Source organism: Roseibium sp. SCP14 (assembly GCF_040329475.1).
Lineage (GTDB): Bacteria > Pseudomonadota > Alphaproteobacteria > Rhizobiales > Stappiaceae > Roseibium.
The window spans coordinates 226747-250450 of sequence record NZ_JBDZYH010000001.1; the positions used below are offsets into that span (position 1 = coordinate 226747).

21 protein-coding genes are annotated in these 23704 nt (G+C 56.3%); 14 read left to right on the forward strand and 7 right to left on the reverse strand.

The window, feature by feature from the left end; translation table 11 throughout:
• The first annotated feature begins 25 nt into the window (after nt 1-25).
• From ABLQ08_RS01060 to ABLQ08_RS01085, 6 genes are all read left to right on the forward strand, one after another.
• On the forward strand, nt 26-1690 hold the full coding sequence (locus ABLQ08_RS01060) for an enterochelin esterase domain-containing protein (protein WP_352938433.1): 1665 nt from the start codon (nt 26-28) through the stop codon (nt 1688-1690).
• Between the two features lie 176 nt (nt 1691-1866).
• A complete protein-coding gene (locus ABLQ08_RS01065; protein WP_352938436.1) occupies nt 1867-2694 on the forward strand; it encodes a cytochrome c oxidase subunit II in 828 nt (275 codons plus the stop codon).
• 92 nt (nt 2695-2786) lie between these two features.
• Entirely contained in the window at nt 2787-4562 is a 1776-nt protein-coding gene (locus tag ABLQ08_RS01070) for a cbb3-type cytochrome c oxidase subunit I (protein ID WP_352938437.1), read from the forward strand.
• Complete coding sequence (locus ABLQ08_RS01075; RefSeq protein ID WP_352938439.1) at nt 4559-5263, forward strand: cytochrome c oxidase subunit 3; 705 nt, start codon at nt 4559-4561, stop codon at nt 5261-5263. Before ABLQ08_RS01070 ends, ABLQ08_RS01075 begins: the two co-directional genes overlap by 4 nt.
• A gap of 12 nt (nt 5264-5275) precedes the next feature.
• Entirely contained in the window at nt 5276-5992 is a 717-nt protein-coding gene (locus ABLQ08_RS01080; RefSeq protein WP_417714881.1) for a heme-copper oxidase subunit III family protein, read from the forward strand.
• Nucleotides 5993-6001: 9 nt separating this feature from the next.
• Nucleotides 6002-6391 carry a cytochrome C oxidase subunit IV family protein gene (locus ABLQ08_RS01085; RefSeq protein ID WP_417714882.1) on the forward strand — a complete coding sequence of 130 codons (390 nt, stop codon included), beginning with the start codon at nt 6002-6004 and terminating at the stop codon, nt 6389-6391.
• Nucleotides 6392-6900: 509 nt separating this feature from the next.
• Here ABLQ08_RS01085 and ABLQ08_RS01090 read toward each other — a convergent pair.
• Together ABLQ08_RS01090 and ABLQ08_RS01095 are read right to left on the reverse strand one after the other, a co-directional pair.
• On the reverse strand, nt 6901-7704 hold the full coding sequence (locus tag ABLQ08_RS01090; RefSeq protein WP_352938441.1) for a DUF2189 domain-containing protein: 804 nt from the start codon (nt 7702-7704) through the stop codon (nt 6901-6903).
• Nucleotides 7705-8116: 412 nt separating this feature from the next.
• Entirely contained in the window at nt 8117-9022 is a 906-nt protein-coding gene (locus ABLQ08_RS01095) for an amidohydrolase family protein (protein WP_352938444.1), read from the reverse strand.
• A 192-nt stretch (nt 9023-9214) separates the two neighbouring features.
• Between ABLQ08_RS01095 and ABLQ08_RS01100 the strand changes: the two genes are divergently transcribed.
• From ABLQ08_RS01100 to ABLQ08_RS01110, 3 genes are all read left to right on the forward strand, one after another.
• Nucleotides 9215-10375 carry a WD40/YVTN/BNR-like repeat-containing protein gene (locus ABLQ08_RS01100; RefSeq protein WP_352938446.1) on the forward strand — a complete coding sequence of 387 codons (1161 nt, stop codon included), beginning with the start codon at nt 9215-9217 and terminating at the stop codon, nt 10373-10375.
• Between the two features lie 130 nt (nt 10376-10505).
• A complete protein-coding gene (locus tag ABLQ08_RS01105) occupies nt 10506-11897 on the forward strand; it encodes a PLP-dependent aminotransferase family protein (protein ID WP_352938448.1) in 1392 nt (463 codons plus the stop codon).
• A gap of 136 nt (nt 11898-12033) precedes the next feature.
• Nucleotides 12034-12441: a DUF983 domain-containing protein gene (locus ABLQ08_RS01110; protein ID WP_352938451.1), complete on the forward strand. Its 408-nt coding sequence runs from the start codon at nt 12034-12036 to the stop codon at nt 12439-12441.
• A gap of 119 nt (nt 12442-12560) precedes the next feature.
• Here the strand turns inward: ABLQ08_RS01110 and ABLQ08_RS01115 are convergent, their stop codons facing one another.
• Entirely contained in the window at nt 12561-13028 is a 468-nt protein-coding gene (locus ABLQ08_RS01115; RefSeq protein ID WP_352938453.1) for an Lrp/AsnC family transcriptional regulator, read from the reverse strand.
• 146 nt (nt 13029-13174) lie between these two features.
• On the opposite strand from ABLQ08_RS01115, the gene ABLQ08_RS01120 reads away from it, so the two are divergent.
• Nucleotides 13175-13606 carry a DUF2000 domain-containing protein gene (locus ABLQ08_RS01120; protein ID WP_352938455.1) on the forward strand — a complete coding sequence of 144 codons (432 nt, stop codon included), beginning with the start codon at nt 13175-13177 and terminating at the stop codon, nt 13604-13606.
• Here ABLQ08_RS01120 and ABLQ08_RS01125 read toward each other — a convergent pair.
• The 3 genes from ABLQ08_RS01125 to ndk form a co-directional block, all read right to left on the reverse strand.
• Nucleotides 13603-15702, reverse strand: a complete 2100-nt coding sequence (locus tag ABLQ08_RS01125) for a molybdopterin-containing oxidoreductase family protein (RefSeq protein ID WP_352938457.1) — start codon at nt 15700-15702, stop codon at nt 13603-13605. The two genes, ABLQ08_RS01120 and ABLQ08_RS01125, sit on opposite strands and share 4 nt — an antisense overlap.
• A 100-nt stretch (nt 15703-15802) precedes the next feature.
• A complete protein-coding gene (locus ABLQ08_RS01130; RefSeq protein WP_352938460.1) occupies nt 15803-16918 on the reverse strand; it encodes a YHYH protein in 1116 nt (371 codons plus the stop codon).
• Between the two features lie 171 nt (nt 16919-17089).
• Entirely contained in the window at nt 17090-17512 is a 423-nt protein-coding gene (ndk, locus tag ABLQ08_RS01135; protein WP_352938463.1) for a nucleoside-diphosphate kinase, read from the reverse strand.
• Between the two features lie 243 nt (nt 17513-17755).
• On the opposite strand from ndk, the gene ABLQ08_RS01140 reads away from it, so the two are divergent.
• A complete protein-coding gene (locus tag ABLQ08_RS01140; RefSeq protein ID WP_352938466.1) occupies nt 17756-18625 on the forward strand; it encodes a DUF4344 domain-containing metallopeptidase in 870 nt (289 codons plus the stop codon).
• Here the strand turns inward: ABLQ08_RS01140 and ABLQ08_RS01145 are convergent.
• Nucleotides 18595-19638, reverse strand: coding sequence for a helix-turn-helix domain-containing protein (locus ABLQ08_RS01145; RefSeq protein ID WP_352938468.1), 1044 nt, complete (start codon nt 19636-19638; stop codon nt 18595-18597). The two genes, ABLQ08_RS01140 and ABLQ08_RS01145, sit on opposite strands and share 31 nt — an antisense overlap.
• A 140-nt stretch (nt 19639-19778) precedes the next feature.
• On the opposite strand from ABLQ08_RS01145, the gene ABLQ08_RS01150 reads away from it, so the two are divergent.
• The 3 genes from ABLQ08_RS01150 to ABLQ08_RS01160 all read left to right on the forward strand — a co-directional run bounded on the left by ABLQ08_RS01150 (nt 19779) and on the right by ABLQ08_RS01160 (nt 23564).
• Nucleotides 19779-20867, forward strand: coding sequence for an alpha/beta hydrolase family protein (locus ABLQ08_RS01150; protein WP_352938471.1), 1089 nt, complete (start codon nt 19779-19781; stop codon nt 20865-20867).
• A 112-nt stretch (nt 20868-20979) separates the two neighbouring features.
• A complete protein-coding gene (locus ABLQ08_RS01155; RefSeq protein WP_352938474.1) occupies nt 20980-22866 on the forward strand; it encodes an ABC-F family ATP-binding cassette domain-containing protein in 1887 nt (628 codons plus the stop codon).
• Entirely contained in the window at nt 22866-23564 is a 699-nt protein-coding gene (locus tag ABLQ08_RS01160) for an HAD family hydrolase (RefSeq protein ID WP_352938477.1), read from the forward strand. The genes ABLQ08_RS01155 and ABLQ08_RS01160 overlap by 1 nt, the downstream gene beginning before the upstream one ends.
• Nucleotides 23565-23704: the final 140 nt, after the last annotated feature.

The window sequence follows — 23704 nt, forward strand, 5'->3', positions numbered from 1 at the left end:
GACAAACCGTTTCCTGAGTATGGTCATGACGCTTTCAGTGTTGGTGGTACCTGAAAGGGTGGTTCAGGCAGCTGAAAACGCCCCCTCGTCCAGCGAAGCGGCTGGAGCTCGGACCATCGAACCAACCCAGCGAAACAGGAATACGCATTGGCAGGATACGCTCAATCCAGAAGGCGCAGCTCAACGGCTGCGTCTTGACTTTGAGCCCGGAACCTATGTCGCGGGCAAATTGTCGGTCATTGGAAACCCGCTCCATCTGGACCTCGTTTCCGAAACCGGTGACCACATCAGGCGTCTGGTAGACGCTGACGGCTACATCGACGGCTTTCACTTCATTGTTCCGCCAGATACCACCTATCTGAAGGTGCATTCACCTGAAAAGCCAGGCGATCGCCAGACCGGCTTTCATATTGAATTCAATAAAGTTTCTCAGCCACTCACAGAGCAAAAGGAACAGGATGCCGCCGCAAATCCTTTAAGCCCCGCGCTGCACCGACTCATGGCTGGAAGTCTCACGAAACAGACGATCGATGAATTCTGGTCTGAGCTTGAAAGCAAGGGGACGCCGCTTATTGAACCGGTTGACGACGGCACTTCAATCGTCACCTTCTTCTATCGCGGTGCCAAGTCCGGTGTGCACATTCTGGGGTCTCCGTCTGCCGATCATGACCCGATGTACCGACTGGAGAGTACTGACATATGGTACCGCAGCTACCGGCTCCCGACTTCAACCCGCCTCTCCTACCGGCTTGCCCCCGATGTTCCGAACATTCCGGGCACCTATTGGGAACGCCGCGTGGCGATCCTTGCAACCGCGCAAGCCGATCCCCTGAACAAATCCCCCTGGCCACTGTCCGCGGCGGATCCCTACAATCAGAAATCGGTCGTCGAACTTCCAGGTGCACCGAAGCAGCCGTTTGCCGGTTTCCAGAACGCTGTTCAGGGGACAGTGGAACACTTCTCGTTCACCAGCAAAGTCCTGGAGAACACCCGGCGCATCAGCCTTTACACGCCACCGGGTTTTGATCCGGACGATCCCGAAACCGTTCTGCTGGTGCTTTTCGACGGTGCTGCCTATCAGTCACTCGTGTCGGTACCGACAATACTGGACAACATGCACGCGGCACGAACCGGTCCGCAGACAGCTGCGGTTCTCATCTCGAATCCAAATATGGAAACGCGCAGCCGCGAGTTGCCCGGAGACAGCGGTTTTGCCAACATGGTCGCAAGAGAGATCATACCGCTTGCACAAGGGAAACTTGGCCGCTCCATATCGCCTGAACGGACGGTCGTCGCCGGTTCCAGTTTCGGCGGCCTGGCAGCGACCAGACTGGCTCTCGAGTTCCCGAATGTCTTTGGAAACGTGATTTCGATGTCTGGCTCCTTCTGGTGGTCTCCAGACAGCACACCGGGCGAAGAGAGGGAATACACCGCAAACCGCGTTGCCGCGCTCGATACGGTGGATGTCCGTTTTTTTCTCACTGCAGGACTGTACGAGACAGGACGTGCCGGCGAGCTGGATATCCTGAGTACAAACCGGCACTTGAAAACCGTTTTGCAGGCCAAAGGCTACGACGTGAAACTTCGCGAATATGCCGGTGCACACGACTACCTTGTCTGGCAGGGAGCTTTGTCGGACGGCCTGATTTCATTGTTTGGCGGCTCAGACAAAACAACCCCAAAGGACTGAAATCTCAGGAAAGTCGAGAGTTTGAAAACATCAGGAAATCTCAAGTATCGACCACCACCCGACAAGACGAGATTGCACCAAAAACAAAAGAATCAACCAAGACACAACTTTCAACCTGCTTGAGCTATTGATGCAAAATGAGATACACTCAACCATTCCCCTAGGGGAGATTGAGCATGTATTTCGCAGTTATACTTGTAATCCTTGTGTTGGGTTCGGTGGCATTTCACCTGCTAAGCCCATGGTGGATGACGCCGATTGCATCGAACTGGGGCTACATTGACGACACACTCGTCATCACCTTCTGGATCACGGGTGCAGTCTTTGCGGCAGTGACGCTGTTCATGGCCTATTGCCTCTTCCGCTTCCGGCACAAGGAAGGCTCGAAGGCGGCTTACGAGCCGGAAAACAAAAAGCTGGAAATCTGGCTGACCGCTGCAACGACCGTCGGCGTTGCGGCGTTGCTGGCGCCGGGGCTTTACGTCTGGTCCCAGTTCATCAACGTCCCGGACGATGCCGGCGAGATCGAAGTCGTCGGCCTGCAATGGCAATGGAACTTCCGGTTGCCGGGTGAAGATGGTGTCCTTGGCACTTCGGACACCCATCTGATCACGGCTGAGAATCCACTTGGTCTCAATCCGGATGACCCCAACAGTGCGGATGACGTCATCATCGAGGCTGACGACCTGCATCTCGAGATTGGAAAGCCAGTCAAGATCCTGCTGCGGTCGATTGATGTCCTGCATGACTTCTATGTTCCTGAATTCAGGGCGAAAATGGACCTCATTCCGGGAACCGTGACCTATTTCTGGATCACGCCGACAAGAACCGGGGAGTTCGAAATCCTGTGTGCCGAGCTTTGCGGTGTCGGTCACGCCTTCATGCGCGGACTCGTACTGGTCGACACAACAGACGATTATCAAACCTGGCTGGAGGAGCAGTCTACTTTTTCGGAATTGGCTGGGTACTCCGGCATCAAGACAGCCTCCAGGTCCAGGCCCTGAGAATATAGAAAACGACGCAGACAAAAGGAAAAGAAAACTGGAAGTTCCGGCGGGTTCTGCCAACCGGCGCTTCGCGAAACAAGGAGAGCGCAATGGTCGAGTTCACGCCCAAGGCAGCTGGTGCTGTTCCACCCGCGGAGGTCCCTGACGTTGAGCTTTACCATCCGAAAAGCTGGTGGACGAAATACGTCTTCTCGCAGGATGCCAAGATTATTGCCATTCAGTATTCCGGCACGGCAATATTGATCGGCCTCGTTGCGCTTGTTCTGTCCTGGCTTATGCGCCTTCAGCTCGGATTTCCCGACACGTTCTCCTTCATCACCGTAGAAGCCTATTACCAGTTCATCACCATGCACGGCATGATCATGGTGATCTACCTGCTCACAGCGCTTTTTCTGGGCGGTTTCGGGAACTACCTGATCCCGCTCATGATCGGCGCACGCGACATGGCTTTTCCATACGTCAACATGCTGAGCTTCTGGATCTACCTGCTTGCCGTGCTGGTGCTGGTCGCCAGCTTTTTCGCGCCGGGAGGTCCGACCGGAGCCGGATGGACGCTCTATCCACCGCAAGCGATCTTGTCGGGTACACCCGGTGGCCAGGAGGCCGGCATTCTGCTTATGCTGTCGTCGCTCGTGCTGTTCATTATCGGCTTCACCATGGGCGGCCTCAACTACGCGGTCACAGTTCTGCAATGCCGCACGCGCGGTATGACCTTGATGCGCATGCCCCTGACGATCTGGGGCATATTCACCGCTACCGTCATGGCGCTTTTGGCGTTCCCTGCCCTGTTCGTCGCCGGTGTCATGATGCTGTTCGACCGCCTCGTCGGCAGCAGTTTCTTCATGCCGGCACTCGTTGAGCTGGGAGAGCGGCTTGAATATGGCGGCGGCAGCCCGATCCTGTTCCAGCATCTGTTCTGGTTCTTTGGTCATCCGGAAGTCTACATCGTCGCCCTTCCGGCCTTCGGGATCGTCTCGGACCTGATCAGTGTTCATGCGCGCAAGAACATCTTCGGCTACCGGATGATGGTGTGGGCTATCGTGATTATCGGTGCGCTCAGCTTCATCGTGTGGGCACATCACATGTATGTCAGCGGCATGAACCCCTGGTTCGGTTTCTTCTTTGCAACGACCACGCTGATCATCGCCATACCCACAGCCATCAAGGTCTATAACTGGGTATTGACCCTCTGGCGTGGCGACATCCATTTCACCCTGCCCATGTTGTTTGCACTGGCCTTCATCGTCACCTTCCTCAATGGCGGGCTGAGCGGGCTCTTCCTCGGCAACGTGGTTGTCGACGTCCCGCTTTCGGACACCATGTTCGTGGTCGCGCATTTTCACATGGTGATGGGCGTTGCCCCCATCATGGTGATTTTTGGCGCGATCTATCACTGGTATCCGAAGATCACGGGAAGAATGCTGAACGAAACGATGGGACGGATCCATTTCTGGGTCACTTTCGTCGGGTCGTACGCGATCTTTTTCCCGATGCATTACGTCGGACTGGTGGGCGTGCCGCGCCGGTACAATGAACTGGGAGACCTGTTGTTCGTACCGCCATCGATCGCCGATCTGAACGCGTTCATTTCGATTGCGGCCCTGATTGTCGGCGCCGCACAGATGGTTTTCCTGTTCAATCTGCTGTGGAGCCTGCGTCACGGCGAAGAGGCCGGTGGCAATCCCTGGCGGGCGGCGTCCCTTGAATGGCAGACACCCGTGACCCCGCCGGAACATGGCAATTGGGGCAAATCTCTGCCTGTGGTGTACCGCTGGGCCTACGATTACAGCGTCCCCGGTGCCAAGGAAGACTTTATTGCGCAGAACGACCCGTGGCCTGAGGAACCTGCGAGGGCTCCGGCATGAGCGTCATCCTGAGCTTTATCTTTCTTGTCCTGTGCATTGCCGGCTGGTGGCTGGCCCGGCATCATCTGTTGTCCAAACCCTGGCTGGAACATGGCATTCCGGCAAGCGCCAGCGAGGGAGCGGCCCCGGGCAACAGGACCGCGAAAGTCGGACTCGGCGTATTCCTGGCTGTTGTCGGCGCCCTGTTTGCTCTGCTCGCCAGCGCTTATTTCGAACGAATGGGACTGCCCGACTGGCGCGATTTCCCACTACCTCGCCTGTTATGGGTGAATACCGGAATGCTGATCGCCTGCAGTGCTGCCCTGCACTGCGCCCTGATCGACGCCCGGAACGGAGCCTTGAGACCGGCAAGGAGCGGCCTCGTGATTGCGTCTCTTGCCGGTGTTGCCTTTGTTTTCGGTCAACTGGCGGTCTGGTTGCAGCTTGTTTCCGTCGGACTTGGTGTTGCCGCCAATCCCGCCGTCACCTTTTTCTATTTGCTGACGGGTCTGCACGGGCTGCACATCCTGGGCGGTCTGGTCGCATTGGCATTTGCGGTTTCAAGCGCCTTTCACAGCACCGATCCGCGCTCATTCACACCCAGACTGGAACTTTGCACGATCTATTGGCACTTCCTGCTGGCCATCTGGCTGGCAATTCTGGTCGTGATTGCAGGCTGGGCGGAAGAGATCGTCGTGACATGCAGCCAACTATTCAGCTGAGGGACCGGTTCAATGACTGATATGCCGCACACGAATGCAGCGCCGGAACGGCCGGCAGGCCTGAGCGGTATCACGACTGACTGGGCGTCCGACCAGACAGCCTTCAAAAACGTCTCCTGGGGAAAGGCCATGATGTGGATCTTCCTCCTGAGCGACACGTTCGTGTTCGGCAGTTTCCTTGTGGCCTACATGACGGCCAGAATGTCGACCGTCGTCCCATGGCCCAATCCCAGCGAGGTTTTCGCCCTTCATATCGGCGGCGTGGAAATGCCGCTACTGCTGATCGCGATCATGACCTTTGTCCTGATTTCAAGCAGCGGTACCATGGCCATGGCGGTGAACTTCGCCTATCGCCGGGACCGGAAGAAAACAGCGCTGCTCATGCTTGCGACTGCGGCGCTCGGAGCGCTCTTCGTCGGGATGCAGGCATTCGAATGGGCAACACTGATATCACAAGGTGTCCGCCCGTGGACGAACCCTTGGGGTGCTTCGCAATTCGGCGCCTCCTTTTTCATGATCACCGGTTTTCACGGAACCCATGTCACCTTCGGCGTGATCTTTCTCCTGATTGTCGTGCGAAAGGTCTTGCGGGGCGACTATGACTCCGGCAAACCCGGTTTCTTCACCAGTCGCAAGGGACGTTACGAATGCGTCGAGATCATGGGCCTTTACTGGCACTTCGTCGATCTGGTGTGGGTGTTCATCTTCGCATTCTTCTATCTTTGGTAGGGGGAACCAATGACACATTCAGAAGCTCAGACGCATGCATCAACACAACAGGTTCAAACCGATGAGGCGGACACGGACATGCATGTCGAAGGTCAGCAACATCCGATCAGGGTTTATCTTGTTGTCTGGGGGTGGCTCTTCGTACTGAGCCTGGCTTCCTATCTGGTCGATTATGCCGGACTGGAGGGTTATCTCCGATGGACCCTGATCCTGATTTTCATGCTGTTGAAGGCCGGACTTATCATTGCGTATTTCATGCACATGGCGTGGGAACGCCTGGCCTTCTCCTATGCGATCATACTGCCGCCAGCCGCCCTGCTCGTCTTCGTCTGGATCATGGCGATGGAGTCCGATTACACGCTGCTGACGCGGACGATCTTCTTTGCCACGGGAGAATGAAATTACGCCGTCATGTGTCCAAATCTTTTTCGCAAGATCGCTGCGGCGGGTCATCTGCGCACGTCAAGACGCATTGAAGGGGCGATCATCCCTGACCGCCCCCAAAGGGACCGGCGTCATTGATCTGGTTATGTAAACCGGCCCCAAAACCTGTAAGCCTGATCAAGCCTCTGTAGTGCATCCTCCTGTTGCCGGCTCAAACTACGTTCTTGCCTAACAAGAGGTTCAATCCGGGCATTGATGGCATTCTGCCGTTTCTCTGCGTATCTTTTCAACATTTTACACCTCCAAGTTTATGTATCCTTGAAGATAATTTGGTTATTTTTCTTGCATTTTTTAGATCACTTACTTTAAATTACATAAGTTTAATCTGGTATTCATAAACAAGTTACATTCCCTCACCTAACCATGCACAAACTTCCGGAAACGACCTCCGCAGAACGAAAAAACGCCTGCGATCTCATAGACCGCAGGCGCTTGTCAGACCCTGTGAGGTTTGAATGAGAACCTCAGTGCCCGGAGGTATCGATTACCTTGCGATACACATGCCATGTCGCGTGCGCGAGGATCGGCAGAACCACGGCAAGACCGAGCAGCAGTGGCAGAGACCCCAGAACCAGACCACCGGCAACAATTGCGCCCCAGGCCAGCATGGGAACCGGGTTCATCAGACAGGCCATGACAGATGTCTTCACGGCCACATAGGCTCCAACATCCTGATCAAGCAGCAATGGAAGAGAAATAACCGACGTCACGAGTGCCGCCAACGCGAACAGGAACCCAACAGCATTACCGACAATGATCAGCGCCCAACCATTTTGCGAGGTCAAGACATCCGCAAGGAAGGGGCCAAGCGCTTCGGGAGGCGTGGCACTGTAGATCCCCACATAAAGCATTTGCGCAACAAACAGCCAGGCAAGAAAGAGCACAATCAACATGCCACCGACGACGGCAATAGCCGGCAAAGCCGGCGTTTTCCAAACTGTCAGAGCGTGCTTCCAGGACGTGTCCATCTTCAGCTCACGCCTTCGACTGATCTCGTAGAACCCCAGCGCAGCAAACGGCCCGATCAATGCAAATCCGGTGACCAACGGATAAATCAATTGCAGATAATTCTGGCCGAACGCCCATCTGAACAAAATAAAACCGACAATCGGATAGATCACGCACAAGAAGACGTAGTGAGATGGCTTCTCCATGAAGTCATCAACACCCATCCTGAGCGCGTCGATAATATCCTGAATGTCCACGTGCCGGATCTTGATATGCTCGGCGGTGTCGTGAACGTCGGCAAATACATGAAAATGAGCCATAGTTTTCCCTCCAACGTCGGTCGGAACGGGTAGCGGCTGCGGGCGCTGCACTTTGTCGAACCTCTCGACCCCACGCCGCGACCTGTATCAAATAACTATACGCTGAAATGACGAGCTTGTCGCGCGAACAAGCAATAAACTCTAAACACTCATCAATAACCATCTCGTCAATCGACAATTAAATTATATGAATTCCTTACTACTTTGCTTTGCTCAAGTGTTTTTGAGTTGAATTTTCCAGACAATCGATAATTGTGAAACCAGATTCAACTAATCGTTTACGGAAGGCGTTGCCGCTCTCCAGCCAAGAGGAGAAGCGAAACCGCCACACAGCCCGGGCACGACGACACTCACGAGAAGAGCCTCGCCGCGAATTTTCAACAGCGCCGGACGGACACAACCGACAACGAGCTCATCGCGATCCGATCTGTTCCACAGAGATGTCCCGATCGAAGAAACGCTGAGCGTTCCTGAAAGCAATTTTTTCGGCCACCGGTCGCGGCAGCCGCGAAAGCCAGAGACGGTTGCTCGCCATGATCCGGGAATAGTTGTCCCACTGACTGTTGATCCAGGTGTCGCTGCCGATCATCAGCCGGTCCTGAAAGTCGAATATGATTTCCAGCCATTGCGGGTCGAGGTTTTCTCCATCTCCCAGAATGTCATGCTCGCGCAAGGATGTATCGGCGAGCAGTGCCGGAAACTCCTCCATCAAGGCATAAACGCGGTCAGCAGGCGTGCTCAACCCCGCATGCGCCCAGATGATCTTGACTTGCGGATCAAGACCGTAGAGCCAACGGACAGGTTCCGGTCCGGAATGAACATGGAGATAGATATCCCGCTCCCTGGCCATTTCGATGATCTTGCGGAACAGTGGCTCGTCCGCCGTATCCAGCCGGTGAATATGAAATTCGCCAATTCCCTGATGCGGATAAGTTTTTAGACGCCCCGTCAGGTAGTCTTCCATACCCTTCATCTTGGTCCAGTTCGATGAACCTGCGGCACCGTGATAGGGGCGCAACTCCGGAACAATGCGGTTTGGAGCATATTCCCAAAGTCTGATCGTGCCCTCGTCCGGCGTGGAGGACACCAGTGCCATTGCAACGCCGTTCAAGTCCATAAGTTCGACAACGCTTTGCACCGGATATTGATCCCAGGCTGGTTCCTTGTAGTGCATATGAGCGTCAAACAGCGGCAGGTCGTTTACCGCATCTCCAATCGGAGCCCCGGCCTCATCAGCGTGACCTGCATCAATTGAAAGCTGTGTTCCGAATAACAAGCACAAGACTGAGACGACCTTGAACATCGCTGTAGCTTTCAACTGTCCCTCCTTCTGCCTCCACGACGACACGCTTGCGGCCCTTTAGGGATCTTAAACTCGAGGGTCCGGCGACTTCCACCCGAGATCATCCTTTTGGATGTTGACACTCCGGCGGCTTGCCACAAGTTCCACACCCTCTCTCCCACCGGCCATACATGTTACACTTCCCGCCAAACGGGAGGAGGCAAGGCGATGAACGCTGGAGAACTGACCATCCTTGTCGGCACCACCAAGGGCGCCTTTCTGATTTCGGGCAAACAGGACAGATCGGGCTGGGAAGTCAGCGGCCCGCATTGCGATGGCTGGCCGATCAACCATGTGATCGGCGATGCCGCCTCAGGAAAGATCTGGGCCGGCGGCGGCGGGGACTGGCATGGCGCAGGTGTCTGGCGCTGCAAAGACGGCGGCGAGAACTGGAAACTCACCAGACTGACCAAAGGTTCCATGGATGACTGGGCGGCAAACGACCCGGATTTCGCCGCGCTGATCGGCTGGAGTGCACAGCCCTTGCCCCATGGCGACGCATTCTCGCAAATCTGGTCACTCGGATGCTCGAACGGCAGACTTTATGCGGGAACAAAACCTGCAAGGCTCCTGGCAAGTAGTGATGACGGCGAGAGCTTCTCGCATGTCGAGAGCCTGAACAACCACCCTTCCGCGGAAAGCTGGAACCCCGGCGCTGCAGGACTGGTGCTGCACACGATTGTCTTCGACCCCGAAAATTCCGAAAAAATCTGGCTCGGCATTTCCGCTGCGGGCGTCTTTGCCACGGAAGACGGCGGAAAGACCTGGGAAAGGCGCAACCGACTGTCAAATGCGGCTGCCTGCGAGGGACACGATCACCCGGCTGCACCGCGGGACGGTGAAACCGGCCATTGCGTCCACAACATGATGCGCGCTCCGGGCAACGGCGATCTGCTTTATCAACAGAACCACCACGGCGTCTGGCGCTCTGCAGACGGTGGACGAAGCTGGGACGACATCAATGACGGACTGCCCTCTACCTTCGGCTTTCCGATCCGCGTGCATCCGAGAGATCCGGATACGATCTGGACACTGCCACTCAACAGCGACGCAGGTGGACGATACCCGCCGGACGCAGCGGCAGCGGTCTGGAAATCATCGGATGGCGGTCAATCCTGGCAGGCAAAGCGTGAGGGACTTCCGCAAAAGGCCTGTTTCTTCACGGTCTTGCGCCAAGCGATGGCGGGTGATGACAGGGATCCGGCCGGACTCTACTTCGGCACAAACTCTGGTTCGGTCTTCGCCAGCCTGGATGAAGGCGAAAGCTGGAAGGAGATCGCCAGTCACCTGCCGACAGTGCTGTCGGTTGAGGTCATGGACAGGGAGTAAGGCGTGCCGCCAATTGCCGGGAGCAGGTTAAACCGATGTCCGTGGTTGCCCTCCGGAAAACTGGTGACAATCAATCAACTTACACTTATACAGTCATTATGCAGTCAATTTTCGAAAGATCGTATGCAGCATGACCGACTGGTGTCCGAACCTCTCTGAAAGCAACGCGCCGCGCTATATCGCCATTGCCGATTGTCTTGAGGATGATATTTCATCAGGCCGCCTGAGTGCGGGCGACAGACTTCCGGCACAGCGGCAACTTGCCGGTCAACTGGGCCTGGACTTCACGACGGTCGCACGCGGATATGCCGAAGCACGCCGACGTGGCATCATTTCCTCTCAGGTCGGCAGCGGGACATTCGTCACCAAACCGGGAGCTTCAAACGAGGCTGCACCGACAGGCGATCCAAGGCGCGCCTGCGTTCCGGATTTTTCCATGAACCTGCCCCCGGAACCCGCAGACCCGGCCCTGACCGCTAAGATGCAGGAAGGCGTCGCCAGCCTTTCTGCCGATCTCGTTTCGCTTCTGCGCTACCAGACCTTTGACACATCGGACCTGGACCTGCATGCCGCCCGGCTTTGGCTGGAAGGGGTTGACCTCGCACCAGAACCGGAAACGATCCTGTTTTCACCCGGCGCACAAGCCGCGCTGGTGAACGCTCTCGCCGCACTCACCTCTCCGGGCGACAAGGTCGCGTGCGAGGAAATCACTTATCCCGGCATCCGGTCGATCTGTGCCCAGTTAAATCTGCAGCTGACTGGACTGCCAATGGACGAAGACGGCATCGATCCGGACGCGTTTTCCACCGCCTGCCAGTCGGGAGATCTCAAGGCTCTTTATGTCAATCCGACGCTGCACAACCCAACTGCGCGAACGATCCCCTATCAGCGCCGCAAAGACCTCGCGACAATAGCGCAGCGTTACGGTGTTCCCATCCTTGAAGACGATGCCTATGGCCAGTTGAGCAGGAAAGCCCCTTTGCCTTTTGCGGCAATCGCTCCCGATGTTACGTGGTATATCGGCTCTCTTTCCAAATGCCTTGGCGCCGGCCTACGGCTCGCCCATGTCCTTGCTCCGAACAAGGGGGCGGCCTGGCAGTTCTCGCGCGCGGTACGCACATCGCAGGTCATGACCTCCCCGCTTTCCATCGCTCTTGCGACGCACTGGATCGAAGACGGCACGGCTCACGAGCTCCTCAACCGCATCCGGGTGGAAAGCTCCAATCGTCAGACCCTCGCTGCCAAATACCTCAAAAACCAGGAATTTTCGACTGATCCGGACGGTTTTCACATCTGGCTGCACCTACCCGAGGGCTGGAACAGATCCACCTTTGTCGCCCAAACGAGAAGCCTGCAGATCGGAGTTGTCGAGAGCGACGCCTTCACTGTCAAGGGTGAGGTACCCGAAGCGGTCCGCCTGAGCCTGGGAGGCCCCATTTCTCGCGATCAACTGGCAAATTCACTTGACGTCATCGCCCACACGCTGAACGCATCTCCGCTACGGGCCTCGGCATATTTCTAAGGCACCAAGACCAGAACAGCCAATTTGCCGCAGACAAATTTCTTGATTTGATCGTACGGTTCCATATTTTGACTGCAATCACTTCCTATCATTTTAGAAATGACAGGAACGCAAAACACCTGAGAAAGGGTGCGCCATGAGCACGACGCATGATTGGCCCAAACTCCCGCCAATCCAGACCGGCATCAGAGGCCGGTGCCCAAGATGCGGAGAAGGCAAGATATTTGACGGCTTCCTGACCCTGAAGAAGGGATGCAGCAATTGCGGCCTCGACTTCAGCTTCGCCGACCCGGCCGACGGCCCTGCATTCTTCGTCATCTGCTTTGGCTGTATTCCGGCGGTTGCTTTTGCAATCTGGCTCGAGGTTGCCTTTACGGCGCCCTATTGGGTTCACCTTGTCACAACCCTGCCCCTGATCCTGCTGACCTGCATACCCATGCTGCGGCCCCTCAAGGGCTGGCTTGTCTCAAGTCAGTACTTTTACAAGGCGGAAGAAGGCAGGCTGGAAACACCAGACACGGATACCTCAGAAAATCAGACCTGACTCCCGGGTGCCCCAACCTGGCACAGATCTGATCGTCACCTGAGGCGGGCGGTGCTATCGGACGGGCGATACGCCGCCCTTTCTTTTGCGGCCACGTCCGCGCCACCGTTTCCTATCTTTCACAAGCCGAGCGGCAGCCCCTTGAAAGGCTTGATTTCTTTGAGCGCAAAGTTGGTGGTCATGGTCTTGATACCGGGCAGCCTGCGCAAGATATTCATCGAAAACTCCGCATAGGAATCAAGATCCCGGCAGACGACCATCAGCATGAAATCGGCTCCACCCGAGACCGAATGACACGAGATAACCTCAGGAAGCTCCTGCACCTGCCGCTCAAACCGGGTCGCATCCTCTTCTGAATGATTGTCGATCTGGATGGTGACATAAACCAGAACACCCAGGCCGATCTGCCGTCGATCCAGATTGGCGCTGTATCCCTGGATCACCCCTTCTTCCTCAAGTTGCCGGACGCGGCGCCAGCAGGGCGACGCCGACATGGAAACAGCCTCAGCCAGCGCAGAATTGGTTATGCGCCCGTCCGACTGTAATCTTTCCAAAATCCTGACATCTTCCCGCATCAACTCCTTCATCGGTAACCTCTTTCAAAATTCTACCAGAATTAGATAGATTTCACCTGAAAACCATCAAACTTCAAGAGGATTAGACAACACCTTTCCAACGAACGCAGGCAATTTTGGTTCGAATTTTCAATTGATCTGAATGAAGAGACCCGTAAATGAGCCTGCAAGGAAAAGGTGACCTGAAAGTCGCCATCGTGATTGATCCGTCCCTGCCCGCCGGCCAACTGGCCAACACCGTCGCCACAATCGGAATTGGTCTCGGCGCCGGACAACCGGGGTTCGGCAATGTCAAACTCTGCGATCGACCCGGCATTGCCTTTTTGACAAGCGCGGACCGGCCAGTTCCTGTCCTGCAGGCAGCGGAAGAGAAAATGCAGGACCTGATGGCGAAAGCTCACATATCGAAACCGGACGCGGGTGAGCTAATCCTCTTCCCATCATTCGCGCGGCTTCTGCATGACTTCAACAACTACAGGAATGCGATCCCGATGCGCGATCTCACCGAAGAAAAGATTGACGGCATAGGGCTGTTCGGCCCGACCAAATGGGTTAATTCGCTGACCGGCAGCCTGAAGCTGCTGCGCTAAACCGCCCTCACCCAAACCGCCGTGTCATGGAAGGCCGCACCGCCATAAGGTGCGACCGGGTCAGCGCCTGTAAGCGTGTTGATACCGCGATCATCTTCGAAGGCATCGTTGGGCCAGATCCCCTCGGAGATGACGGTGCCGGGGGCCACGGTTGCAACATGGCGCGCATGCAGTGTCACCACACCGCGCCTGTTACCCATCTTCACCTTTGCACCATCCTCAATGCCGTAGCGCGTAGCCTCTTCCGGGCGCAACCAGACTTCCGGGCGACCTTCCTTCTTCTTCGAACTTTCCGTTTCGGCAAAAGAGGAGTTGAGGAATGACCGCGCCGGCGCCGTCACCAGCCGGAACGGATGCTGCTCATCTGCGAGCTCGATGCTGTCCCACTGGTCGGGAAGTTCCGGCATCTCTTCAGAAGGTCCGAACACCGTATCGCCATCGGGCTTGTTGGGTGCGTCAGAGCGCCCCCAATCCGGCCTGAAATGGAATTTTCCGTCCGCATGACCAAAGCCGTTCAGATAATGGGACGTCTCGAAATCAGGCTGAATGTCGCGCCATTTGTTCGCCTCCAGCTCCGCCAGCGTTCCGAACCCGGAATTCTTCAGCATCCAGTCGATATGATCGCGCGCGCTCATATCGAACCCTCCATGAGAATTCGATTCAAGACGTCTTGCGATCTCATTGATTACAAATATATTTTCCTTCGGCCCTTCAGGCGGCTCCACGGCCTTTGGTCCCAGAAGAAAATACTGGTGACCGCCACCTTTGTAGATATCGTCATGCTCCAGAAACTGGGTTGCCGGCAGGACAATATCGGCCATCTTGGCGGTGTCGGTCATGAACTGTTCGTGGACGACGGTGAACAGGTCCTCGCGGGCAAATCCCTGCCGAACGAGTTCCTGCTCGGGGGCGACCGACATCGGGTTGGTGTTCTGGATCAGCATGGCCTTCACGGGAGGGCCGCCAAGAAGCGCCGCTTCGTCACCGGTCAGGATCCGCCCGATCAGGCTCTGGTCAAGCGCACGCCTGGAAACATCTTTCAGTGAAGACGCTTCTATCATTTCCTTGTTGAACTTGAAGAGACCGCCGTTGTTGTGGAACGCGCCACCGCCTTCGTATTTGTAACTGCCGATGATCGCCGCAATGGAACATGCCGCATGCATGCCGACCGCACCATTCCGGGACCGGGTGAAGCCGTAACCAAGACGGAAAAAGGTCTTTTTGACCTCACCAATGAGCTTTGCCACCTCCTCGATCTGCGACACGTTCAGTCCGGTGATGCCGGCTGCCCATTCAGGCGTGCGCGCCAAAAGATGAGCCTCAAGCTCCTTCGGGCAATCGGTATATTTTTCAAGGTAGTCCCAGTCCGCGTAACCGTCGCGGAAGAGAACATGCATGATGGCACAAGCGAGCGCCGCGTCAGTGCCCGGCTTCAGGATCAGGCCGATATCGGCCTGTTTCATCGTCTCGGTCTCGTAAACATCGACAACAATGATCCTGGCACCGCGTTTCTTTCTGGCGGCGATTGCGTGGGTCATCACGTTGACCTGGGTGGCGACCGGGTTGGTGCCCCAGATGATCACCTGGTCCGACTTGGCCATTTCACGCGGATCGGGACCGGTCAGGCTTCCCGTACCGGCAACATATCCGGTCCAGGCCATGTTGGTGCAGAAGCTGTCGAACTGGCGCGAATATCCCTTGGCATGCCTTAGCCGGTGAATGCTGTCACGCTGCACCAGTCCCATGGTACCGGCGTAGTAATATGGCCAGATGCTCTCCGCCCCGAACTCCGCCTCCGCTTCCTGAAACTTTTCCGCAATCAGATCAAGCGCAGCATCCCAGGTAATTTCCTCAAACGTTGCCTCCCCTTTGGGGCCGACACGCCGCAAAGGCTTCAGCAGGCGTTCCGGGTGGTAAAGCCGCTCGGGATATCGCGCGACCTTGGCACAGATGACCCCCGCTGTGTAGTCATTGTCCTTCGCACCATTCAGGCGGCGAACGTCGCCGTGAGGGTAAAAATGTACCTCGAGCGCGCAGGATGACGGGCAATCGTGCGGACAGGCTGAAAAGGTACTTTTTGGCGGCTGCTGGTTCATTACGGTCCATTCTGCAGACTGGCTATTGTCATGCCTTATGAAGACCAAAAAGAGGCGCCGTCAAGCGCCTCTCGGTAAACTCCGGTTTCCCATGGATTTTTCAGCTGCCGCTGCACGGGGATCTGCTACCCGGGCGTCCACCGGCTTGAGGGCCCCGCCCCCTCCCCGGACCTCGACCGGCGCCAGGCGGCGGCCGTCCTCCCGGGTGGAGACGCGGTGGGTGTCCACCCTGTGATTGGATGAGATGAACAATTGCAGCACTGTTGTCGCTCATGGCGGTAAAGTCGATAGTGGGATGATTGTCCTCTGCATCAAGTTCCGCGCGTCGCCCACGTCCCTTCAAGCGAAGGAAGCTGCGGTCCGGGCTGCCCATCCAGCAGCGCGGAATGAAGGGAAAAGTGTCGGTCAGCACGTAATGATAGGTGCCATTCGGGTATTCGGGCGTCACGGCAAATCGGCCATTGCACTGGTCCAGATCACCCGCGCCCGCAACGTAGGTCCAATCCTGCGTGAACTTGCCGTCATACCGGCCACCGGGACCGCTTGGCCGGTTGCCATTCTTGACGCGATAGCTGCTCTTCAGCTTTTTCATGGCCGATTTTCCGCCAGGATCCGAATAGCCATACTGGCCATAGATCGGGAAGCCATCAGCTGCATATCCGATCATAGCCGGTACGGATTTGCCTCCGCTCGAAGCCACAACGCCCGTCGGGATGCCATGGTAGTGATAGGTTCCGTCCGGCTGCACATGGGCGTTGTAGCGATCGAGGCCAAGCTTGCACGCCCCACCCATCGCTTCATAGTTCCAGCCTGACCGGCGGTCGTTCTGCCAGAACTCCGCGGTTCCAGGATCCATCACCACGCCGTTGATGGCGATCCCGAACACGCCCCCCCGCGCCCTGGTCGCCTGGCTGTTCTTTCGCGGGTTGAGCGGAACTTTCAGGTTGTAGTTTTTCTTTGAGATGGCGCTGGGGTTGTTACGGTTGGGGAATTGTCCGGGGGGTTTTATCGGGTAGCCGTTTGCACGGATGCGCCGGGTGTTGCCGTTCACGGTGATATCGGCTGACGCCTCGGCCTGCGGTATCAGCAGATCCCAGATCTCTTCGCTTAAATGCTCATGTTCAACTGGATGTTCGCCGCTGAGCGGCGCAGAACTGTCATGCGCGACTGCGGGTGAGGCAATCAGCAGCCCCGCGAGCGCAACAAAGTAACGCATTCTCCATCTCCCAAATCAACACCCCGACACCGCCACTATCGCTTACGGAAAGTCAGAATGCTGTCGCCGTTTCGTGTGAAAATGTAACGACCTGTAACGGGAAAAGAATACAGGAAATAAGAAGAGCCGGCCCTGCGGGACCGGCTCTAATGACATCAATTGCCGTGCAATTTAGCCAACGAGTTCGGTTCCGGAGAACCAGAACGCGATTTCTTCAGCAGCAGTTTCCGGAGCGTCGGAACCGTGAACGGAGTTTTCGCCGATGGACAGAGCGAATTCCTTACGGATGGTGCCGTCAGCAGCTTCAGCCGGGTTGGTTGCGCCCATGACTTCACGGTTCTTTGCAATCGCGTCTTCGCCTTCCAGGACCTGAACAACGGTCGGGCCGGAAGACATGAATTCGGTCAGTTCGCCGAAGAACGGACGTTCCTTGTGAACAGCGTAGAATGCTTCTGCTTCGCGCAGGGACATCCACACGCGTCTGGAAGCAACAACACGCAGGCCGGCTTCTTCCAGCTTAGCGGTGATGGCACCGGTCAGGTTGCGCTTGGTTGCGTCCGGCTTGATCATGGAAAACGTGCGTTCAATCGCCATGGTTTCATCTTTCTGTTTTAGAAGCGGCCGGCGGGTTGCCAGTCCGTAATTCACAAAATTTCGCGGCCTTAATAACGGGGCACCGCTGCGCCTGCAAGAGGGCGCGCGCATGACATTTCCATGTCGCCTTCCCGCAAAAGCTGAATTGGCGCTGGTAAAACACGGTAAGATGAATAAATTTCGGCAGACAGACTTGGAAATACCTGTCTAGACAGGCGGGCATTCCCGTTGAGGAAAGATACATTGACCGCAATCTTTGCACTGTTTCCACCACTTCTTTTCAACGCGGTGACAGCGGTCTGGCTAATCCTTGCAGCCGCACCGACTGACGCGTTGGCACAGGCGGATGGTCAGAACAGTCCTTCCCTGGAGCAGCGCCTTGCCGGCCTGACTTCCGAAGAACGCGAAGAACTCTTCGTCTTCGTTGCGGGAAATGCTCTCTTCACGCTCTACCATGAAGGCGGGCACATGCTGGTCAGCGAGCTGGAGCTTCCGGTTCTCGCCCAGGAAGAAGATGCGGTCGACAATCTGGCAACGCTGTCGATGCTGGCAACCGATACCGACGACATGGATGTGTTGCTCACCAATGCCATGATCGGCTGGTTTCTGATTGCCGAGGAAAATTACGAAGATCTGATCTTCTACGATGAGCATGACCTCGATCAGCAACGCGGGTTTCGGATGCTGTGTCTCATGGTCGGCGCCGACGAAGATGCCTTTCTGGAGCTTGCGAAGGATCTTGGCCTGCCTGAGGAACGCATAGAGACCTGCGCCTTCGACTACGAGCAATCGGCCGACTCCTGGGAATACGTCACCGATCCCTTTGTCCGTGACAGCGATACGCCCGGTGGCCGGATCAAAGTGGTTCACGACGAGGCACCTGCCGATCTGGAACCCATGGCCTTGTTCCTGAAGGAAAGCAGGCTGATGGAGCAAGTCGCGGATGAACTCGATACCCTTTATGATTTGCCTGAAATGGTCACATTCCGTGCGGCGGCCTGTGACATGGAAAACGCCTTCTGGGATCCGGATACGCGCGAAGTCACCTTATGTCATGAACTGCTCGGCGGATTTGCGGAAATCTATCTTGAAATTCTGACAGGCGACGATTGAGCCGCCTTGCGGTAGGCGCCAGGCGTAACTCCAAAGCGTTTCTGAAATTCCTTGTAGAAATTCGAGCGGGTGAGAAATCCCACCTGTTCCTGAATGCTTGCTACCGGGGCATCCGTCGTCGATAGAAACCTCGCCGCCTCGGTCAATCGTATCTGGTTGACGAACTGGCTGACATTCTCTTCGGTCTGCTGGTTTATTGCGCGGGACAGGTCCCGGTCCGGAACCCCGACCCGGCGCGCCAATCGCGTCAGAGTTAAGCCAGGGTCCTTGTAGAGTTCCTTGTCGACCAGAAGGGTACGGGCCTGCTCGACCAGGTTCCGCTGGTTTTCCAGATCCTCCTCCGTCGCGATTTCCTGTTTGCTTGCAGGGCTCAAATGCCCCTTCAACGAGACAATCACGAGCGCAAACGCGACCAGCAGGAACAACAGGCTCGCAACGGAGATCGTTTTTGCTGCAGCATCGGTCATCTCATGTGCAAACAAAAGCGCGATAACCGCATCGATCACCAAGGTCGAAACCAGGACGAAAACGGCGAGACCCGACAATTTTCGCAAGATGGCGTGAAGATTTGTCGGAGCCTCGGAATACTGGTCCGGTCCGAGCCGCCATTGGCGAAAAAGAAGAGCTGCATACGCAGCGAAGCTTGCAGCAATCAGGATGTCGATAAAGCCGACAAAGCCGACCGGCAGGAACATTACTCCAGTCAAGGCCAGAGCGATGGCGCCATTGAGAATGATCAACCGATGGGCCTGCTTTTCCGGCATGGTCATGGCTGCAAAGGAAAGGTAAGCGGCCGGGGCAATCCAGACCGGAAGAACACGCTGGATAGCCAGATATTCCAGACTGCCGATTGCAAAACGCATACCGACAAGAATTGCCTCAATGGCCATCAGACAGAAAAGCACCAAAAACACCTGCCGGGACAACAACGGCAAGCGCTTCCACAAGAACACCGCCAGACCGAGGCAGAAGAATATGGCGGCAAGCAAAAAGGAAACGGGAATACTGATCATTTCAGTCCGAACTGGAAAACATGCTGTCTTTCCTGTCCTTTATCACGTTTGAGGACAGAAGTGAGAGCTCTGCCTCATTGCCAAATCAACAGCAGCATTCGCATCTCAGGACAGGTCCACGAACATTCTGGAGCATGCCTATGCCATATTGTAACAACTCTCTTCGAAACAAATTTCTCGGTTTCGTCGCTTCCGTTCTCTTGTCTGCAGCGCCGGCCTTGATCATCGGTGTTGTCCCGGCGCTGGCAGATGGTGCTGAAATTGAACGTTTCGGTCCGGGCGTCACCAAGCTGACGGTGGCAGATGAGAGGAGCGACCGACAGCTTGCCGGTGACATCTGGTATCCAACCCCTACTCCGAAGAAGTTCAGTCGCGCCGATAAAAGCAAAGTCTGGCAGATGGCTCTTGCTGATCCCGATGGCGAGCCGGCTGACGGTTCCTACCCGCTGCTGGTCGTGTCGCACGGGATGTATGGCAACACCTTCAATCAAGCCTGGCTCGGATCCGAACTCGCAAGACGCGGATTTGTCGTGGCAATGATCAACCACCCGGGAACAAGCTCGTTCCTGCGGGCCCCGGATCAGGCGCGTGAATTGTGGGAGCGCCCAAACGACCTTTCGCGATTGATCACCTATCTGATCGAAGACAGCCCTTTCAAGGATCGAATAGACAGCTCCCGGATTTATGCAGCCGGACACTCACTTGGCGGCTTTACCGTGATGCTGCTTGCGGGAGCTGAATTCGACACCAAACTCTACAGGTCTTCCTGCGATTTAGAAAAAGACGCGCCTCTCGCTTGCGAAGTGCTTTCGGGCTGGTCGGTCGCTGAGACGAAAAGCGACCAGAAAGAGATGGAGACCTCGCGCAAGGACCCGCGCGTATTGAAAGTCGTCAGCCTGGATCTTGGTGGCACGCCGGTTCTTTCCCGTGAAAGCCTGGCCTCGCTCGACATTCCGGTTCTTGTGCTCGGTTCGGAGCGCGCCGACATGTTGAATCAGGACGTTGAATCCAGAGCTCTCTCCGATGCGCTACCCAGCGACAAGGTTCGTCACATGGAACTGTCCGATGCCGGGCATTTTGATTTCATGGGCGTTTGCAAACCTGAAGGATACGAGATCCTGAAGGTCCATGAACCTGGTGACGAAATCGTCTGCATCAAGGGAACCTCGGAGAGAGAGCGCCAGCACCAGATCATTCTGAAAGAAGTTCTGAGTTTTCTAACTCCCTGACCTTCCCGGCTGTGGCAAACTGCGTGCAGCTTTGCCACAGCTTCACGATCGAACGTGGTTTGGCTCCGCTTTCCGCTTGCATCCTGAGTTCGGGTTCGCCAAACATCCGCTCATGTTACAGATTTCAGATCTCACCTATCGGATCGGGGACCGCCTCCTGATCGACAAAGCAAGCGTGACCCTGCCGGGCAAGGCCAAGACGGGGCTTGTCGGGCGAAACGGTGCCGGCAAATCAACGCTTTTCAAGATCATTACCGGCGATCTGGCCACCGAGACAGGCTCGGTGCAGATCCCGAAGCGTGCACGCATCGGCCAGGTTGCCCAGGAAGCACCGGGCACCGAAGACACCTTGATGGAAGTGGTTCTCGCCGCGGACAAGGAACGCAGCCGTCTTCTGGCGGAAGCCGAAACCGAAACCGACCCGGACCGGATCGCCGAAATACACACTCGACTGGCTGACATCAGCGCTCACACGGCAGAAGCCCGCGCGGGCGCCATCCTCTCCGGTCTCGGCTTCGATGCGGCAGCTCAGCAGCGGCCCTGCTCGTCGTTTTCCGGTGGCTGGCGCATGCGCGTTGCGCTTGCAGCAGTGCTCTTTTCCGAACCGGATCTTCTGTTGCTTGACGAGCCCACAAACTATCTCGACCTGGAAGGCACGTTGTGGCTTGAGAACTACGTCGCGCGTTATCCGCATCAGGTACTGCTGATCTCGCACGACCGCGATCTTCTCAACAATGCCGTCGACAGTATCGTGCACCTGGATCGCGGTAAGCTCACGTACTATTCAGGCGGGTATGACAGTTTCGACCGGCAACGGCGCGAAGCCATGATCCTGGCTGAAAAAGCCCGGGAAAAGCAGGACGCCCAGCGCAAGCACATGCAGGCTTTCGTCGACCGGTTCCGGTACAAGGCCAGCAAGGCGCGCCAGGCACAATCCCGGTTAAAGATGCTGGAGAAAATGCAGCCGATTGCCGCGCTTACCGAAGAAAGCGGCAAACCTATTCATTTTCCCGACCCGGAAAACCAGCTGGCACCGCCGATCATCAAGCTGGAAGGCGTTTCAACCGGATATGGCGATACCAAGATCCTGTCCCGGATCAACCTGAACATCGACACCGATGACCGGATTGCTCTTCTTGGAGCCAACGGTAACGGCAAGTCGACATTTGCCAAGTTGATTTCCGATCGTCTGGGAGCCATGGATGGCACCATCACCAAGGCGACAAAGCTGAAGATTGCGTTTTTCGCGCAACATCAGCTGGACGAACTGAAACCTGCAGAGAGCGCTGTCGCGCATGTGCGAGCACTCATGCCGGAAGCCCCGGAAGCAAAGGTGCGAGCCAGAGTTGCCCGCTTCGGCTTGCCGACCGATCGCATGGAAACGCCGGCAAAGGATCTGTCCGGTGGCGAGAAAGCACGATTGCTGTTGGGTCTGGCCACTTTTGAAGGTCCACATCTTCTGATCCTCGACGAACCGACAAACCACCTGGATATCGACAGCCGGGAAGCACTGGTCATGGCACTCAACGACTATCAGGGCGCAGTTGTGCTCATCAGCCATGACCGGCATCTGGTGGAGGCATGCGCCGACAGGCTCTGGTTGGTCGCCGAGGGCAGGGTCGAGCCCTATGATGGAGATATGGAGGATTACCGGCGCCTGATCCTGCAAGGACCCGATGCCGCTCAGAAGGCCAGGGAACGCGCCGCTGCGGCCGAAACTGAAAAGGCCTCAGCCCAGGTCAAGCGCCGGGAAGCTGCCCAAAAGCGCAGCCAGCTGAAACCGCTGAAGCAGAAAATCGATGCGGCCGAAAAGGAAATGACGCGCTTGCAGGACAAGATCGGCAAACTGGATGAAGCGCTGGCGGACCCGGAGTTTTTCGTCAAGGAACCGGAGCGGGCAACCAAGTTCGCCAAGGAACGCGCCTACTGCGAAAAGAAACTGGTGAAGACGGAAGAGGAATGGCTGGAGCTTTCGGCCGAATTTGAGGAAGCCAGTTGATGGCCACCATTACGACGCTCGGTTTCGACGCGGATGACACGCTCTGGCACAACGAGCGGGTCTTCCGGCTGACCGAAGAACGCTTTGCCGGCCTTCTCAGCAACTATACCGACAAGGACCGGTTGAACGAGCGGCTCCTGTCGGCCGAGCGGCGCAATGTGCTCCACTATGGATATGGCGTAAAGGGCTTTACGCTGTCCATGATCGAGACAGCCATCGAAGTGACCGGCGGACAGGTCCATGCGGATGTCATCGCCGAAATTCTCGAAGCCGGACGGGACATGCTCAACCATCCCGTCGAGCCCCTTCCCTATGTCGAAGAGACACTCAAGGCGGTGAAGGACGATTACCGGCTTGTTCTGATCACCAAGGGAGATCTGTTCGACCAGGAAAGAAAGATCACTGCCTCAGGTCTGGACATTCACTTCGACGGCATTGAAATCGTCTCGGAAAAATCTGTAGCCACTTACGAAACCCTGTTTGCTCGCCATGGCAGCGGTCCCCTTGAAGCGATGATGATCGGCAATTCGCTGAAGTCCGATATTCTTCCCGCCCTGGAAGCTGGTGCGTTCGGTGCTCACGTCCCCTACGACTTCACCTGGGCCCTTGAACAAGCAGAAGATCCATTCGGCGCTGACCGGTTTCACCGTCTCGATCACATCGGCAAGGTGCCGCATTTGCTTGCCAGATTGAAGTAACGCGGAAAAGTCGGTTTTCACCGGAATTGAATAAATTCTGACGGGTTGTGCCAAGGAAACATTCGGTTTCCTGGATCACACTAATATCTCCTTCGCGGTCAGACGCGTTGTCGATGAGATGTGGTTCAAGCCAAATATTC